This window comes from Pseudomonas sp. Ga0074129 (assembly GCA_001465025.1).
Lineage (GTDB): Bacteria > Pseudomonadota > Gammaproteobacteria > Pseudomonadales > Pseudomonadaceae > Aquipseudomonas.
Genome location: LNDO01000087.1, coordinates 13,041 through 29,696 on the forward strand (window position 1 = coordinate 13,041; position 16,656 = coordinate 29,696).

The window sequence follows — 16,656 nt, forward strand, 5'->3', positions numbered from 1 at the left end:
AAGAGAAAAACTGATCACATTATAAGCGTTTTTTTTGCCAGGTAGCCATTTGCGCTTCTGTCAAGACTGTTATTTAATGTGAAAAAACATAAATAGTCCGTAAGTCGCGGATGCCAATAGGAAATCGGTCGTGCTAGGGCTCTTCAACAAGAAAGCGAATACGCTACTGGGGATCGATATCAGCTCGACCTCCGTCAAGCTCCTCGAATTGAGTCGCTCAGGAAGCCGCTACAAGGTAGAGGCCTACGCTGTTGAGCCGCTCCCGCCAAACGCAGTTGTCGAAAAGAACATCGCCGAGCTCGAAGGGGTTGGGCAGGCGCTGTCGCGGGTACTGGCCAAGGCCAAGAGCGGCGTCAAAGTCGCTGCGGTGGCGGTGGCCGGTTCAGCAGTGATCACCAAGACAATTGAGATGGAGGCCGGCCTTTCAGATGATGAGCTGGAAAATCAGCTCAAGATCGAGGCCGACCAGTACATTCCCTACCCACTTGAAGAAGTGGCGATCGATTTTGAAGTCCAGGGCGTGTCTCCCCGCAATTCAGAGCGTGTCGAGGTTCTGCTTGCCGCCTGCCGTAAAGAAAACGTCGAGGTGCGCGAAGCCGCTCTTGCTTTAGCAGGGCTCACCGCCAAAGTGGTTGATGTGGAGGCGTACGCCCTTGAACGGGCATACAGCCTGCTGGTTGATCAGCTTGGCGGTGATCGCGATGAGCTGACCGTGGCAGTCGTCGACATCGGCGCAACCATGACCACTCTTAGCGTCTTGCACAACGGCCGCACTATTTACACCCGCGAGCAGCTATTCGGTGGTAAGCAACTGACCGAAGAAATTCAGCGTCGATATGGTTTGTCTTCCGAAGAGGCAGGCTTGGCCAAAAAACAGGGCGGCCTCCCTGATGACTACGATGCTGAAGTGCTGCAGCCTTTTAAAGAAGCCGTCGTTCAGCAAGTGGCGCGCTCTCTGCAATTCTTCTTTGCAGCCGGTCAGTTTAACGACGTTGACTATATTCTGCTGGCTGGCGGAACCGCATCTATTGCGGATCTCGACCGGCTGATTCAGCAGAAGATTGGTACGCAGACGTTGGTTGCTAACCCGTTCGCAGAAATGGCGCTAAGCAGCAAAGTCAATGCTGGTGCGCTGGCCAGTGATGCGCCTGCATTGATGATCGCGTGCGGTCTGGCGATGAGGAGTTTCGACTAATGGCACGTATCAACCTTCTTCCCTGGCGCGAGCAGTTACGTGAAGAGCGAAAGCAGCGTTTTCTGGTCACACTCTTTGGCGTATTCGTTGTAGCAGCGGGCGCGATTTTACTAGGTGATCAATACCTGAACGGCGCAATTGAGCAGCAGAACGCACGCAATCAGTTCATCAGCAAGGAGATTGCTGTACTGGATGCGCGGATCAAAGAGATCAGCGAACTCAAGACACGCCGCCAGCAACTTCTGGAACGTATGAAGATCATTCAGGATCTGCAAGGCAATCGGCCTATTATCGGTCGTGTCTTCGATCAGTTGGTCAGAACCCTGCCGGACGGTGTGCATTTTACCGGCGTCAAGATGACTGCTAAGAACATCGCCATTGTCGGTGCTGCTGAGTCGAACAATCGCGTTTCGAATCTGATGCGTAATCTGGACTCTTCGGAGTGGCTGACAGCGCCCAACCTGACAGAAGTTAAATCTGTTACTGCGGGGGCGGTCGATCAAGCCAACGTATTCCAGTTGACCGTACAGCAAACCCAGCCTGAGGTAGACGTTGTGGAGGGTAAGCAATGAACCTCAATGAATCCTTGGAAGGGTTGCGCAAGATAGACTTTAATAATCTTGATCTTAACAATATCGGCTCGTGGCCTGCTGCTGTCAAAGCCATAGCAGGCGTTATCATGTTTATTGTTGTTATTGCGCTGGGTTATAACTTTCACCTAAAGGACTTGCAGGTGCAGTTAGAGTCCCAGCAAGCTCAAGAGCTAACACTTAAAGAGCAATTTTCAAGTAAGGCTTTCCAAGCTGCTAATCTTGAGGCCTATAAAGAACAAATGCAGGAGATGGAAGTTTCATTTGGTGCGCTTTTGAAACAGTTGCCAAGTGATACTGAAGTTCCGGGTTTGTTGGAAGATATCACTCGCACCGGATTGGGCAGTGGTCTCGAATTTGAAGAAATTAAGCTGATGCCTGAGGCTATCCAGCAGTTTTATATTGAGCTACCAATTCAAATAAAGGTTGTCGGCTCTTACCATGACTTAGCAAGCTTTGTAAGTGGGGTTGCAAGTTTGCCGAGAATTGTAACCCTGCACGACTTTGATCTTGTTCCAATGAATGTTGACGGTGCTAGCTCTCTGCGGATGAGTATTCTGGCTAAGACCTATCGGTATAACGATAAGGGGCTTTCTAAGTGAAAAAGAATATCCTAGGTTTTAGTCTTGTCGTGGTTGTCACGAGCGGATGCGGTGCTTCTAATAACTTCAGCGACCTTCAGTCTTATATGGACGAAGTGCGCGCAAGGCCGAAGGGTTCTATTGAACCTTTACCAAAATTTCAGCCTTACGAAAGCTTTACGTACGGTGCAGCATCCCTGCGTAATCCTTTTCAGCCACCAATAACACTGGAATTGACTGCCCGTCAAAAGGGCTCAGTTGATGTTAAGCCAGACGAGTCGAGGGTGAGGCAGTTTCTGGAGGATTTCAATATTGAAACCTTCCAGATGGTTGGTACTCTCTCAAACAGTGGTGGCGTGTTTGCTCTGATAAGTGGCGCAAATGGTGTGCACCGCGTACGTGTAGGTGATTATCTCGGTCGTAACCATGGAAAAATTCAGTCCATTGACGATGGTAAAGTTGATGTGCTTGAGATTGTTCCCGATGGTGAAGGTGGCTGGTTGGAGCGTCCGCGCAGTCTCTCTCTCAAGGAGCGCTCTTAACGGAGCTCATCAGATTATGAAAATAAATAATTGGCCAGTACTTCGGGATAGCTCAATGAACCACTTTCTTGTACGTCTTACTATTTGTTTTGCCAGCGTGATAGCCGGTTCAGATATCTATGCTGCTAACCTCAACTCTTTGGATGTTGCAGCTTTGCCAGGCGATAGGGTTGAGTTGAAGCTGACTTTTGATGAGCCAGTCCTAGCTCCTCGCGGGTACACAATTGACCAGCCAGCCCGAATCGCTCTAGATCTACCTAGTGTTTCTAATAAGCTTGGGATTAAAAACAAGGAGCTTGGTGTTGGAAATGCTCGAAGTGTTACCGTTGTTGAGGCTAAGGATCGAACTCGCTTAATTGTTAATTTGACTAACTTGTCCCCCTACACTACCCGCACAGAGGGTAATGCTCTGTATGTTGTTGTAGGTGAGGGTGCAGCTGTAGCCCCAGGCTTTGCTAGCCCTGCTTCTGTAAAGCCATCGCCTATTCAGGCTTTTGCTCCTCAAGAGCGAGCGATTCGAAATATTGATTTTCAGCGTGGTGATCAAGGCGAGGGCAATGTTGTTATTACCTTGTCTGATGCTGCTTTGAGCCCTGATATTCAGGATCAAGGTGGCAAAATCAGGCTCAACTTCCCCAAAACATTGCTGCCCGAATCGCTTCGCGTGAAGCTTGATGTTAAAGATTTTGCCACGCCCGTTCAGCTCGTAAGTGCGACAGATATTAATGGTCAGGCGAGTATAGTTATTGAGCCAGTTGGTAGTTATGATTATTTGGCCTACCAGGCAGATGATAAGCTTACGCTGAGTGTTAAGCCTTTGACGCAGGACGAAGTTGATAAGAGGAAAAATGATGTGTTTGCCTATACGGGTGAAAAGCTATCATTAAATTTCCAAGATATCGATGTTCGTTCTGTGTTGCAGCTTATTGCTGATTTTACTGACCTTAATCTTGTGGCCAGTGATACTGTTAGCGGCAATATAACCCTTCGGTTGCAAAATGTTCCGTGGGATCAGGCGCTTGACTTGGTGCTTAAGACTAAGGGTTTGGATAAGCGTAAGGTGGGCAATGTTCTACTTGTGGCACCCGCTGATGAAATTGCAGCAAGAGAGCGGCAGGAGTTGGAAGCTCAAAAGCAGATCGCGGAACTCGCGCCCTTGCGTCGTGAATTGATTCAGGTTAATTACGCCAAGGCATCAGATATGGCCAAGTTGTTCCAGTCTGTTACCGGTACCGAAGGCAGTGCCGATGATCGGGGATCAATTACAGTAGACGATAGGACTAATAGTATTATCGCCTACCAGACTCAGGTGCGTTTGGATGAGCTCCGTCGAATCGTGACTCAGTTGGATATTCCTGTGCGTCAGGTCATGATTGAGGCCCGAATCGTTGAGGCCAATGTCGGCTATGATAAGGCTTTGGGTGTCAATTGGCGCGGCGCGCGCGTTGGTGATGGGAATCTTGTTGTAGGTGGTCAGGGGGGGGATCGCCCCGGTGCACCCGGTTATGGCCAGAATCTAGGCGTACAGAATCCGGAACCGTCACTTGGTAACTTTGTGGATATGGGAGTTGCGGGCTCTACAGGTATAGGTATCGGCTTTATTACAAATAACACTATTCTTGATCTTGAACTTTCTGCTTTGGAGGCATCGAATAATGGTGAAGTGGTTTCTCAACCAAAGGTTGTAACGTCAGATAAAGAAACCGCTAAAATTATTAAGGGTACCGAAATTCCTTATCAGGAGGCTAGCTCTAGCGGCGCAACGAGCACCTCGTTTAAGGAAGCGGCATTGTCCCTAGAGGTGACGCCGCAGATTACACCTGATAATCGTATACTGATGGAGGTTAAAGTTACAAAGGATGCACCTATAGGTGCGGGGGATGGTGTTCCGTCCATTGATAAAAATGAGGTGAATGCCAAAGTTTTGGTCAGTGATGGTGAAACTATCGTGTTGGGTGGTGTGTTCAGCAACACCCAGATTAAGGAAACTAACAAGGTGCCTTTCTTGGGAGACTTGCCTTTTGCTGGGCGACTTTTCCGTAGCGATGTTGTGCGGGATAACAAGTCTGAGCTGCTTATTTTTCTTACTCCTCGCATCATGGACAACAAAGCCGTTTCGGTGAGTCGCTGATTCAGTGCGAAATTTGATCTTGGTTGGCCCGATGGGGGCTGGTAAAAGCACCATCGGGCGGTTGCTGGCTAAAGAACTGCGCTTGCCGTTCAAAGACTCCGATAAGGAAATCGAGCAGCGAACCGGCGCAGATATCCCTTGGATCTTTGATGTTGAGGGTGAGCAGGGTTTTCGTGAGCGTGAGCAGGCTGTTATCGAAGACCTTTGTACTTCCGATGGGGTCGTATTGGCCACTGGCGGCGGTGCGGTAATGCGTTCGGAGAATCGAACTGCGCTTAGGGCAGGTGGTCGAGTGGTTTATTTGCATGCGTCTGTTGAGCAGCAGATAGACCGTACGTCACGTGATCGCAACCGTCCGCTTTTGCGCTCGGCCAACCCAGGTAAGGTTTTGGCTGATCTCTTTGCTCTGCGTGATCCGCTGTACAGAGAAATAGCCGATGTAGTGATTGAAACCGACGAGCGTCCGCCGCGTCTAGTGGTTCAGGAAATCCTCGATCGGCTTGCGGCACTATCTCCTCGTTAAAGCGCGGGCTGTTCTGCGCTATCCTAGCCTCCTTTGTTTTCTGGGGGCCTTATGCAGACTATTCATGTCGATCTTGCTGAGCGCAGCTATCCGATTTACATAGGTGCTGATTTGTTGGCGCGCGCCGACCTGCTGGCTGCGCATATTGCCGGTCGGCAAGTCGCAATCATTACCAATGAAACGGTCGCGCCATTCTATTTAGCTGGCCTTGAGCGACTTCTTGCAGGCTCAAGCGTCACCACTGTGATATTGCCTGACGGTGAACGTTTCAAGACGTGGGAAACACTGCAGCTCATTTTTGATGGTCTCCTCGGTGCTCGTCACGATCGCGGCACAACGGTCATAGCGCTTGGTGGTGGTGTTATCGGTGACATGGCGGGATTTGCTGCTGCCTGCTACCAGCGCGGGGTGAATTTCATTCAGGTGCCAACCACATTGCTCTCTCAGGTTGACTCCTCGGTGGGTGGCAAAACAGGCATCAATCACCCTCTGGGCAAGAACATGATTGGTGCGTTTTATCAGCCCCAGGCGGTGCTGATTGATACAGCAACGCTCTTGACCTTGCCCGCCCGAGAGCTTTCCGCGGGTTTGGCTGAGGTTATCAAGTATGGCTTGATATGCGATGAGCCTTTTTTGACTTGGCTTGAAGAGCATATGTCGGCATTGCGAGCGCTCGATCAGGTTGTTCTCGCTCAAGCTATTGAGCGCTCCTGCGCTGCCAAGGCGCGTGTGGTTGCAACCGATGAGCGTGAGTCAGGTGTGCGTGCCACGCTCAATCTGGGTCATACGTTTGGTCATGCGATTGAAACCCATCAGGGCTACGGCAACTGGCTGCATGGCGAGGCTGTTGCGGCGGGTACGGTCATGGCTTTGGATATGTCGGAGCGACTTGGTTGGATCACCACAGCAGAGCGTGAGCGCGTAGTACGCCTGTTTATCTCCGCAGGTTTACCTGTTGTACCGCCTCAGGATATGACTGCTGAGGACTTTATGGAGCACATGGCGGTCGATAAAAAGGTGATGAACGGAAAGTTACGCCTAGTGCTGTTGCAGGGTTTGGGTGAGGCCGTTGTTACGGGTGACTTCCCGCGTGAAATTTTGGATGCCACGCTAAGCGCTGATTACGCCGCGCAGTTGGCTTTGCTTAAAAACTAATGAGTGCCCCATGACCAGTTTGCATGCTGACGAGTCTTTTCTCGATCACTACCAGTTTACTCATGACCCTTTTGCAGCGCGCGTTCCGGGTTTTAAGTTCTTTCCCGCACAGCGAAAGCCGGTGCTCGGCCAACTGCACCATTTGGCTCGCTATAGCCAATTATTGCTTGTGGTCAGTGGGCCGGACGGCAGCGGAAAGACGCTGTTGCGACAGGCTTTGGTGGCCAGCACCAACAAGCAATCAGTGCTCAGTGTGGTTGTCTCGGCTAAAGGTGCATCTGATCCTGCCAGTATTTTGCGACAGGTGGCGCAAGGTCTGCAGGTGCAGCGTCCGGACTTACCGGCAGTTTTAGCCCAGATCGCGCAACTGGCATTGACCGGGCAAGATGTCTATATCCTGATTGATGACGCTGAAGACTTGAGTGATGCCGCGTTGACCATGCTCATGAGTCTGGCGGCGGGAAATGCCGAAGGGCGAGCGCACGTGTTCTTATTTGCTGAGTCGCAGTTGTTGCCAAGACTTGATCATGTATCGGCTGGTGATGAGCGATTTCATGTCATTGAGTTGCAGCCCTATAGCGAAGATGAGGCGCGCGAGTATCTTTCGCAGCGTCTTGAAGGGGCGGGTCAGGGTGTTGAGCTTCTGAGTGAGGAGCAGCTGGAAGAAATCCAAGAGCGTTCAGGTGGCTGGCCTGGCTTAATCAATGAAGTGGCGCGCGATGTTTTGGTCGACGGCATGCTGGCTCAGCGTGCGAAAGGGGCGCGTGGAGGTTTTGCGTTCAGTTTACCTCGCAAGCATCTGCTTGCTTTGTGCGTTGTGATTGTTGGTGTGATGGCCGCTTGGTTTATGCAAGATCGGGTGGCGGATGATGCTGAGGCGCCGGTTATTGCAGAGCTGCCTCTCGGTGAGGCTGCGCCTGTTGAAGTGCAGGCCGAGACTCCAGCGTCAGGCGCGCCTGCCATTCAATTCGAGGGGGCTAATCAGCCTCTGCCGCTTCCTTTGGTGGGGGAGGCGCAACCGGTTATTCGCGAGCCCTTGGCACAGGCGGCTGGGTTGGGCGGAGTCGAAGAGTCGGAGGGCGTAGGCGCAGCCGTTGCGCGCGGTATGACTGCTGATGCGGTTCCTGTTGTTCCTGTCGCACCAGTTGTGCAGGCTGCTCCTGCTCCTGCTCCTGCTCCTGCTCCTGCTCCTGCTCCTGCTCCTGCTGCGGTGCCGGTTGCCCCTGTCCCTAAGCCTGCTGTGCCTGTTGCTAGACCGGTTGCGCCGGCCGTTGCGCCGTCGCAGATCGCCAAGCCGCAAACGCCTGCTGCGCCGGTGAAGAGTGCAACTGCCGGTGGTTGGTATGCGACCCAAGCGGGCTCGCGGTTTACTCTGCAAATTCTGGGTGCGCGCCAGGAGAGCGGAGCGCAAGCTTTTGTTAAGGCGCACGGCTCGGAATACCGTTACTTCAAGAAGTTGCACCAGGGGCAGCCATTGTACGTGGTGACGTATGGCAGCTTTGCGACGCGTGATGCGGCGCAAGCGGCCTTGCGTTCGCTGCCTGCCAAGGTGCAGGCTGGGAAGCCCTGGCCACGAAACTTTGCGGGCATTCAGCAAGAAATTGCTCAGGCCAGGTAGCAGGCTCGTTGGTGCATCGCTGACTGGTTGGTCGCTACCACGACCTTCCAGTCTTATCCTTCGTTTTAGCGACATAAGTTTTCAAGGCTTCGTCACTAAGATTTGTGACCGCCTAGGTGGGTATGTACAATGACCACCCTTTCGCCTGCGCAAAGCTGGGGCACAGCCCTGCGCGATTGGTAAGTGGTTGAATTAGAAAGTAATTGCCTTGTGAAAGGCCGTCTGGTGAGAGTCCCTATGAAAGCAGGTTTGTACCGTCCTGATGAGTTCAAGGATAACTGCGGCTTCGGCCTGATCGCCCATATGCAGGGTGAGGCTAGCCATCACCTGCTGCAGACCGCGATTGAAGCCCTGACATGCATGACCCACCGCGGCGGGATTAACGCCGATGGTAAAACCGGTGACGGTTGCGGTCTGCTGATCCAGAAGCCTGATACTTTCCTGCGGGCCATGGCCCAGCAGCACTTTGCCGTTGAACTGCCTAAGCAGTACGCCGTGGGCATGGTGTTCCTCAACCAAGACCCGGTTAAAGCCGAAGCGGCGCGCGAAAACATGAATCGCGAGATTCTGGCGGCCGGTTTGCAACTGGTCGGCTGGCGCAAGGTACCGATCGACACCAGCGTGCTGGGTCGTCTTGCGCTTGAGCGTTTGCCGCAGATTGAGCAGGTGTTTATCGGGGGCGAAGGCCTTTCCGATCAGGAATTTGCGATCAAGCTGTTCAGTGCGCGGCGCCGTTCGTCGGTGGCCAATGCCGCTGATAGCGATCACTACATCTGCAGTTTTTCGCACAAGACCATCATCTACAAAGGCCTGATGATGCCGGCCGACCTTCAGCAGTTCTACCCAGACTTGGGTGATGAGCGCCTGCAGACCGCCATTTGCGTCTTCCACCAGCGTTTCTCCACCAACACCTTGCCGAAGTGGCCGCTGGCTCAGCCGTTCCGCTTTCTGGCGCACAACGGTGAAATCAACACCATCACCGGTAACCGCAACTGGGCCCAGGCACGTCGCCTGAAGTTCGCCAACGATCAGATCTTTGATTTGGACGAACTCGGTCCGCTGGTTAACCGCGTGGGTTCCGACTCTTCCAGCATGGACAACATGCTCGAGTTGATGGTCACCGGCGGCATCGACCTGTTCCGTGGCGTGCGCATGATTATTCCGCCAGCCTGGCAGAACGTTGAAACCATGGACGCCGACCTGCGTGCGTTCTACGAATACAACTCCATGCACATGGAGCCCTGGGATGGTCCGGCCGGTGTGGTGCTTACCGACGGCCGCCATGCTGTGTGCCTGCTCGACCGTAACGGTCTGCGTCCGGCGCGTTGGGTCACCACCAAAAATGGCTATATCACTCTGGCGTCGGAAATCGGCGTGTGGAACTACGCCCCTGAAGACGTATTGGCCAAAGGCCGCGTAGGCCCGGGGCAGATTCTCGCGGTGGACACCGAAACCGGGCAGATCCTCGGCAGCGATGACATCGATAACCGCCTGAAGTCGCGTCACCCCTACAAGCAGTGGATGCGCAAGAGTGCCCAGCGCATTCAGGCGACCTTGGAAGACCGCGACCATGGCTCGGCGTTCTATGACGTCGGCCAGCTCAAGCAGTACATGAAGATGTACCAGGTCACCTTCGAAGAGCGTGATCAGGTGCTGCGTCCGTTGGGCGAACAAGGCCAGGAAGCGGTCGGCTCCATGGGTGACGATACGCCGATGGCTGTGCTCAGCCAGCGCGTGCGTTCGCCTTATGACTACTTCCGTCAGCAGTTCGCGCAGGTCACCAACCCGCCAATCGACCCGCTGCGCGAAGCCATCGTCATGTCGCTGGAGATCTGCCTCGGTGCCGAGCGCAATATCTTCGAAGAGTCGCCGGAGCACGCCGCTCGGGTGATTCTCAGCAGCCCGGTGATCTCGCCGGCTAAGTGGCGCGCCTTGATGAACCTGGATCGCCCAGGCTTCGAGCGTCAACTGATCGACATGAACTACGACGAGTCGCTCGGTCTGGAAGCCGCTGTGCGCAATATGGCTGATCAGGCTGAAGAAGCCGTGCGCGCCGGTAAGGTGCTGCTGGTTCTGTCTGACCGCCACATTGCGCCAGGCAAACTGCCGGCTCACGCCTCGCTGGTTACCGGTGCGATTCACCACCGCCTGACCGAAAAAGGCCTGCGTTGCGACTGCAACATCTTGGTCGAGACGGCGACTGCCCGCGACCCGCACCACTATGCAGTGCTGCTCGGCTTCGGCGCGTCGGCGGTTTACCCGTTCCTCGCTTATGAGGTGCTGGGCGACCTGATTCGCACCGGCGAAGTGCTGGGCGATTTGTATGAAGTGTTCAAGCACTACCGCAAAGGCATCTCCAAAGGCCTGCTGAAGATCCTGTCGAAGATGGGGATCTCCACCGTGGCGTCCTACCGTGGTGCGCAGTTGTTCGAAGCCGTCGGCCTGGCCGATGACGTCACCGAACTGTGCTTCCGGGGTGTGGCCAGCCGCATCAAGGGCGCGCGCTTCGTCGATATCGAAAACGAGCAGAAGCTGCTCGCGGCCGAAGCCTGGAACGCGCGCAAGTCGATCCAGCAAGGCGGCTTGCTCAAGTTTGTTTACGGCGGCGAGTACCACGCCTACAACCCGGATGTGGTCAACACCCTGCAGGCGGCGGTGCAGCAAGGCAGCTACGAAAAATTCAAGGAATACACCACGCTGGTCGACACCCGTCCGGTCTCGATGCTGCGCGACCTGCTGAAACTGAAGTTGGCCGATCAGCCAATCGCACTGGATCAGGTTGAGCCGCTGGGTGAAATTCTCAAGCGCTTTGACTCTGCCGGGATTTCCCTCGGCGCGTTGTCGCCGGAAGCTCACGAAGCCATCGCCGAGGCGATGAACCGTCTGGGCGCGCGCTCTAACTCCGGTGAGGGCGGCGAAGACCCGGCCCGCTACGGCACCGTGCGCAGCTCGAAAATCAAGCAAGTCGCTACCGGCCGTTTCGGTGTAACCCCGGAATACCTGGTCAACGCCGAAGTGCTGCAGATTAAGGTGGCTCAAGGTGCCAAGCCTGGTGAGGGCGGCCAACTGCCGGGCGGTAAGGTCAACGGTTTGATCGCTAAATTGCGCTACGCCGTGCCGGGCGTGACGCTGATTTCGCCACCGCCGCACCATGACATCTATTCGATTGAAGACTTGGCGCAGCTGATTTTTGACCTTAAGCAGGTCAATCCGCAGGCGTTGGTCTCGGTCAAGCTGGTGGCGGAAGCCGGTGTCGGCACCATTGCCGCCGGCGTGGCCAAGGCCTATGCCGACCTGATCACCATCTCCGGTTACGACGGTGGTACCGGTGCATCGCCGCTGACCTCGATCAAGTATGCGGGCGCGCCGTGGGAGCTCGGCCTCGCTGAAACCCACCAGACCCTGCGCGGCAACGACCTGCGCGGCAAAGTGCGGGTACAGACTGACGGTGGTCTGAAGACCGGCCTCGACGTGATCAAAGCGGCGATCCTCGGTGCCGAAAGCTTTGGCTTTGGTACCGCGCCGATGATCGCGCTGGGCTGCAAATACCTGCGTATTTGCCACCTGAACAACTGCGCCACCGGTGTGGCCACGCAGAACGACAAGCTACGCAAGGACCACTTCATCGGCACCGTCGAAATGGTGATGAATTTCTTCACCTATGTCGCCGAAGAAACCCGTGAGTGGCTGGCCAAGTTGGGCGTGCGCAGCCTGGAAGAGCTGATCGGCCGTACCGATCTGCTGGAAATGCTGCCGGGCGAGACCGCCAAGCAGGGTCATCTGGACCTGACGCCGCTGCTCGGCAGCGACCACATTCCAGCGGACAAGCCGCAGTTCTGTTTGGTCGAGAAGAACCCGCCATTCGATGAAGGCCTGCTGGCCGAGAAGATGGTCGAGTTGGCCAGGTCTGCTATTGATGCGGCCAGCGGTGCCGAGTTTGAGTTGGACATCTGCAACTGCGACCGCTCCATTGGTGCTCGTGTCTCCGGCGAAATCGCCCGCAAGCACGGCAACCAGGGCATGGCCAAGGCGCCGATTACGTTCCGCTTCAAGGGCACGGCTGGCCAGAGCTTCGGCGTGTGGAACGCCGGTGGTCTGAACCTGTATTTGGAAGGCGATGCCAACGATTACGTCGGCAAGGGCATGACCGGTGGCAAGCTAGTGATCACCCCGCCGAAAGGCAGCCCGTTCAAGACGCAGGACAGCGCCATCATCGGTAACACCTGCTTGTACGGTGCCACTGGCGGCAAGCTGTTTGCTGCAGGTACTGCAGGCGAGCGTTTTGCTGTGCGGAACTCCGGCGCGCATACCGTCGTAGAAGGCACGGGCGATCATTGCTGCGAATACATGACTGGCGGCTTTGTCTGCGTGCTGGGTAAAACAGGCTACAACTTCGGCTCTGGCATGACCGGCGGTTTCGCCTATGTGCTTGATCTGGATAACAGCTTCTACGACCGTGTTAACCATGAGCTGGTGGAAATTCAGCGCATTAACAATGAGTCGATGGAGGCTTACCGTAGCCACCTGGAGCGCGTGCTCACTGAGTACGTCCAAGAAACATCGAGCGAGTGGGGCGCTACCCTGCTGGAAAACCTCGACGACTACCTGCGCAAGTTCTGGCTGGTCAAACCGAAGGCGGCAAGCCTGAAGTCGTTGCTCTCCAGCACACGTGCCAACCCGCAATAAAAGCAGTTGCAAGCGGTAAGCCTTAGGCTGCAGTCAGAAGCAACCAGGGCTTACCGGATCAACGTGATTGTCTTGCGGCGCAACGCTTGAAGCGTGCAGCTGCGGTTAAGAGGTAATGCAATGACTGAACGTCTGAATAACGACTTCCAGTTCATCGAAGTCGGGCGCAAAGACCCGAAGAAGAAACTGTTGCGTCAGCGTAAGAAAGAGTTCGTCGAGATCTACGACAACTTCAAGCCTGCCCAAGCGGCTGACCAGGCGCACCGTTGCCTGGGCTGCGGTAACCCCTATTGCGAATGGAAGTGCCCGGTGCACAACTTCATTCCCAACTGGCTCAAGCTGGTGTCCGAGGGCAACATCCTCGCCGCCGCCGAACTGTCGCACCAGACCAACACCCTGCCGGAAGTCTGCGGCCGCGTGTGTCCGCAGGACCGTCTGTGCGAGGGTGCGTGCACCCTGAACGACGGTTTTGGTGCAGTGACCATCGGTTCGGTGGAGAAATACATCACCGACACGGCCTTCGCCATGGGCTGGCGTCCGGATATGTCGGGCGTTGTGCCGACCGGCAAGCGCGTGGCGATTATTGGTTCGGGCCCTGCTGGCCTGGGCTGCGCCGACGTACTGGTGCGCAACGGTGTGACCCCGGTGGTGTTCGACAAGAACCCGGAAATCGGCGGCCTGCTGACCTTTGGTATTCCTGAGTTCAAGCTGGAAAAAACCGTGTTGAGCCACCGCCGTGAAGTTTTCACCGGCATGGGTGTCGAGTTCCGTCTGAACACCGAAATCGGCAAAGACGTGACCATGCAGCAACTGCTGGATGAGTACGACGCCGTGTTTATGGGCATGGGCACCTACACCTACATGAAGGGCGGCTTCCCTGGTGAAGACCTGCCGGGCGTCACCGATGCGCTGGACTTCCTGGTTGCCAACGTGAACCGCAACCTCGGTTTCGAGAAGTCGCCTGAAGACTTTATCGACATGAAAGGCAAGCGCATCGTCGTCCTCGGCGGTGGTGATACGGCGATGGACTGCAACCGTACGTCGATCCGTCAGGGGGCTAAGTCGGTCACCTGCGCTTACCGCCGCGACGAAGAGAACATGCCGGGCTCGCGCAAGGAAGTGAAAAACGCCAAGGAAGAAGGGGTGAAGTTCCTCTTCAACCGCCAACCCATCGCCATCGTCGGTGACGGCAAGGTTGAGGGCGTTAAAGTGGTCGAAACTCGCCTCGGTGAGCCGGATGCCCGTGGCCGTCGCAGCCCTGAGCCGATTCCGGGTTCTGAGGAAATCATCCCGGCGGAAGCCGTGCTGATCGCCTTCGGCTTCCGTCCAAGCCCAGCTGCCTGGTTCCCCGATTTCAAAATCGAAACCGACAACCAGGGCCGCGTCGTTGCGCCTGAGCAGAGCCAATTCAAGCACCAGACCAGCAACCCGAAAATCTTTGCGGGTGGCGATATGGTGCGCGGTTCTGACCTGGTGGTAACGGCGATCTTCGAAGGCCGTAATGCCGCCGAAGGTATCCTCGACTACCTCGGCGTGTAGGTTGGGTTGAGCGCAGCGAAGCCCAACGGCGGCCGCGACAAATTGACCCTATAGACAAAAGGCACGGCACTCGCCGTGCCTTTTGTTTTGCGCTCTGCGAAAATGCCCGCACTTTTTACTGCTGACTTAGATCGGGATCTGCCATGACCGTCTTGAAGAACGACCGCTTCCTTCGTGCCCTGCTCAAGCAACCGGTGGACGTTACCCCCGTGTGGATGATGCGTCAGGCTGGTCGTTACCTGCCGGAGTACCGCGCGACCCGCGCTAAAGCCGGTGATTTCGTCAAGCTGATGAAGAACCCGGAACTGGCCTGTGAAGTCACGATCCAGCCGCTGGACCGTTACCCGCAACTGGATGCGGCAATCCTCTTCTCCGACATCCTGACCATCCCTGATGCCATGGGCCAAGGCCTGTACTTTGAAACCGGCGAAGGCCCGCGCTTCAAGAAAGTGATCAGTTCGATGGCCGATATCGAGGCGCTACCCATTCCCGATCCCGAGCAGGACCTGGGTTATGTGATGGAGGCCGTACGCACCATTCGCCGCGAGCTAAACGGCCGTGTGCCGCTGATCGGCTTCTCCGGCAGCCCTTGGACGCTGGCCACGTATATGGTCGAAGGCGGCTCAAGCAAAGACTTCCGCAAATCCAAGGCCATGCTCTACGACAACCCGCAGGCCATGCATGCACTCCTCGATAAACTGGCGCAGTCAGTGACCAGTTACCTCAACGGGCAGATCAGAGCGGGTGCGCAAGCGGTGCAGATCTTCGACTCCTGGGGTGGCTCACTGTCGTCGGCGGCCTACCAAGAGTTTTCGCTGGCCTACATGAAGAAAATCGTCGATGGCCTGATTCGTGAGCACGACGGCCGCCGTGTACCGGTCATTCTGTTCACCAAGGGTGGCGGTCTGTGGTTGGAGTCCATGGCTGAAACCGGCGTTGAGGCACTGGGTTTGGACTGGACCTGCGACATCGGCAGCGCCCGCGCCCGCGTCGGCAACAAGGTGGCACTGCAAGGCAACATGGACCCTAGCGTGCTGTATGCCAACCCGGCAGCGATCCGCGCCGAAGTAGGGCGCATCCTCGCGGCGTATGGTCATGGCAGCGGCCATGTCTTCAACCTCGGCCACGGCATCACCCCGGAAGTGAACCCGGAGCACGCTCGCGCCTTCTTCGAAGCGGTGCATGAGTTGTCGGCGCAGTATCACGGCTGATCGGGAGGTTTGCTAAAGCCTCGCCCTTGTCACGTACTTTGCATAGAATCCAAGACCATTTCGGGGCTCAGGGAGGTGTTTCATGCGGCGCGTGATTTTTAACCAGAAGGGCGGGGTGGGTAAGTCCAGCATTGCCTGCAACCTGGCTGCGGTAAGCGCCTCTCAGGGCTATCGCACGCTGCTGATCGACCTTGATGCTCAGGCCAATTCGACCCATTACCTCACCGGTCTTACCGGCGAGGACATCCCCATGGGTATCGCTGAGTTCTTTAAAGGCACGTTGTCGTCAGCGCCGTTCGGTAAGAAGGGCGGCGTGGATATCTACGAAACGCCATTCGACAACCTGCATGTCGTCACCGCCACGGCTGAGCTGGCTGATTTGCAGCCCAAACTTGAGCAAAAGCACAAGATCAACAAGCTGCGCAAACTGCTCGAAGACCTCAGTGAAGATTACGAGCGGATTTATTTAGACACCCCGCCCGCGTTGAACTTCTACACGGTATCGGCATTGATCGCGGCGGATCGGGTGTTGATTCCTTTTGACTGCGACAGCTTTTCGCGTCAGGCGCTGTATGGCTTGTTGCGTGAAATCGAAGAACTCAAGGAAGACCACAATGAGGGCCTGGAAGTCGAAGGCATTGTGGTCAATCAATTCCAGCCGCGTGCCACGCTGCCGCAACAGTTGCTCGATGAGTTGATTGCCGAAGGGTTGCCGGTATTGCCGGTTAACTTGATGAGTTCGGTAAAGATGCGTGAGTCGCATCAAGCCTGCACACCGCTGATTTACCTGGATCGCAACCATAAGTTGACTCAACAGTTTGTTGAGCTGCATGACTTGCTCAACAGCGCTGACTGAGCAGAGCCTGGATAACAAAAAAGCTGCCT

Annotated in this window: 12 protein-coding genes; all 12 read left to right on the plus strand. The window is 55.4% G+C overall.

Features of this window, described 5'->3' with window-relative positions; genetic code table 11:
- Nucleotides 1-130: 130 nt before the first annotated feature.
- Nucleotides 131-1,195, plus strand: a complete 1,065-nt coding sequence (locus AUK77_RS12570; RefSeq protein ID WP_296130238.1) for a pilus assembly protein PilM — start codon at nt 131-133, stop codon at nt 1,193-1,195.
- Nucleotides 1,195-1,767 carry a PilN domain-containing protein gene (locus tag AUK77_RS12575; RefSeq protein ID WP_296130240.1) on the plus strand — a complete coding sequence of 191 codons (573 nt, stop codon included), beginning with the start codon at nt 1,195-1,197 and terminating at the stop codon, nt 1,765-1,767. Before AUK77_RS12570 ends, AUK77_RS12575 begins: the two co-directional genes overlap by 1 nt.
- A complete protein-coding gene (pilO, locus tag AUK77_RS12580) occupies nt 1,764-2,387 on the plus strand; it encodes a type 4a pilus biogenesis protein PilO (RefSeq protein ID WP_296130242.1) in 624 nt (207 codons plus the stop codon). Before AUK77_RS12575 ends, pilO begins: the two co-directional genes overlap by 4 nt.
- Nucleotides 2,384-2,908 carry a type 4a pilus biogenesis lipoprotein PilP gene (gene pilP, locus AUK77_RS12585; RefSeq protein WP_296130243.1) on the plus strand — a complete coding sequence of 175 codons (525 nt, stop codon included), beginning with the start codon at nt 2,384-2,386 and terminating at the stop codon, nt 2,906-2,908. Before pilO ends, pilP begins: the two co-directional genes overlap by 4 nt.
- Before the next feature lie 55 nt (nt 2,909-2,963).
- Complete coding sequence (locus AUK77_RS12590; protein ID WP_296130245.1) at nt 2,964-5,039, plus strand: type IV pilus secretin PilQ family protein; 2,076 nt, start codon at nt 2,964-2,966, stop codon at nt 5,037-5,039.
- A gap of 4 nt (nt 5,040-5,043) precedes the next feature.
- Nucleotides 5,044-5,562 (plus strand): shikimate kinase AroK, encoded by a 519-nt coding sequence (gene aroK / locus AUK77_RS12595; RefSeq protein WP_296130247.1) that lies wholly within the window; start codon nt 5,044-5,046, stop codon nt 5,560-5,562.
- A gap of 51 nt (nt 5,563-5,613) precedes the next feature.
- Nucleotides 5,614-6,717: a 3-dehydroquinate synthase gene (aroB, locus tag AUK77_RS12600; protein ID WP_296130248.1), complete on the plus strand. Its 1,104-nt coding sequence runs from the start codon at nt 5,614-5,616 to the stop codon at nt 6,715-6,717.
- A 10-nt stretch (nt 6,718-6,727) separates the two neighbouring features.
- On the plus strand, nt 6,728-8,335 hold the full coding sequence (locus AUK77_RS12605; RefSeq protein WP_296130250.1) for an AAA family ATPase: 1,608 nt from the start codon (nt 6,728-6,730) through the stop codon (nt 8,333-8,335).
- 237 nt (nt 8,336-8,572) lie between these two features.
- Complete coding sequence (gene gltB / locus AUK77_RS12610) at nt 8,573-13,021, plus strand: glutamate synthase large subunit (protein WP_296130251.1); 4,449 nt, start codon at nt 8,573-8,575, stop codon at nt 13,019-13,021.
- Between the two features lie 120 nt (nt 13,022-13,141).
- Entirely contained in the window at nt 13,142-14,560 is a 1,419-nt protein-coding gene (locus AUK77_RS12615; protein WP_296130253.1) for an FAD-dependent oxidoreductase, read from the plus strand.
- A 143-nt stretch (nt 14,561-14,703) separates the two neighbouring features.
- On the plus strand, nt 14,704-15,771 hold the full coding sequence (hemE, locus tag AUK77_RS12620; protein ID WP_296130255.1) for a uroporphyrinogen decarboxylase: 1,068 nt from the start codon (nt 14,704-14,706) through the stop codon (nt 15,769-15,771).
- Between the two features lie 82 nt (nt 15,772-15,853).
- Entirely contained in the window at nt 15,854-16,627 is a 774-nt protein-coding gene (locus AUK77_RS12625; RefSeq protein WP_296130257.1) for a ParA family protein, read from the plus strand.
- The last annotated feature ends 29 nt before the right edge of the window (nt 16,628-16,656 follow it).

Bases quoted from the DNA above. Each gene is read 5' to 3' on its own strand.
- AUK77_RS12575 (WP_296130240.1), top strand. From the start codon at position 1,195: ATGGCACGTATCAACCTTCTTCCCTGGCGCGAGCAGTTACGTGAAGAG.
- pilO (WP_296130242.1), top strand. From the start codon at position 1,764: ATGAACCTCAATGAATCCTTGGAAGGGTTGCGCAAGATAGACTTTAAT.
- AUK77_RS12590 (WP_296130245.1), top strand. From the start codon at position 2,964: ATGAACCACTTTCTTGTACGTCTTACTATTTGTTTTGCCAGCGTGATA.
- aroB (WP_296130248.1), top strand. From the start codon at position 5,614: ATGCAGACTATTCATGTCGATCTTGCTGAGCGCAGCTATCCGATTTAC.
- AUK77_RS12605 (WP_296130250.1), top strand. From the start codon at position 6,728: ATGACCAGTTTGCATGCTGACGAGTCTTTTCTCGATCACTACCAGTTT.
- gltB (WP_296130251.1), top strand. From the start codon at position 8,573: ATGAAAGCAGGTTTGTACCGTCCTGATGAGTTCAAGGATAACTGCGGC.
- AUK77_RS12615 (WP_296130253.1), top strand. From the start codon at position 13,142: ATGACTGAACGTCTGAATAACGACTTCCAGTTCATCGAAGTCGGGCGC.
- hemE (WP_296130255.1), top strand. From the start codon at position 14,704: ATGACCGTCTTGAAGAACGACCGCTTCCTTCGTGCCCTGCTCAAGCAA.
- AUK77_RS12625 (WP_296130257.1), top strand. From the start codon at position 15,854: ATGCGGCGCGTGATTTTTAACCAGAAGGGCGGGGTGGGTAAGTCCAGC.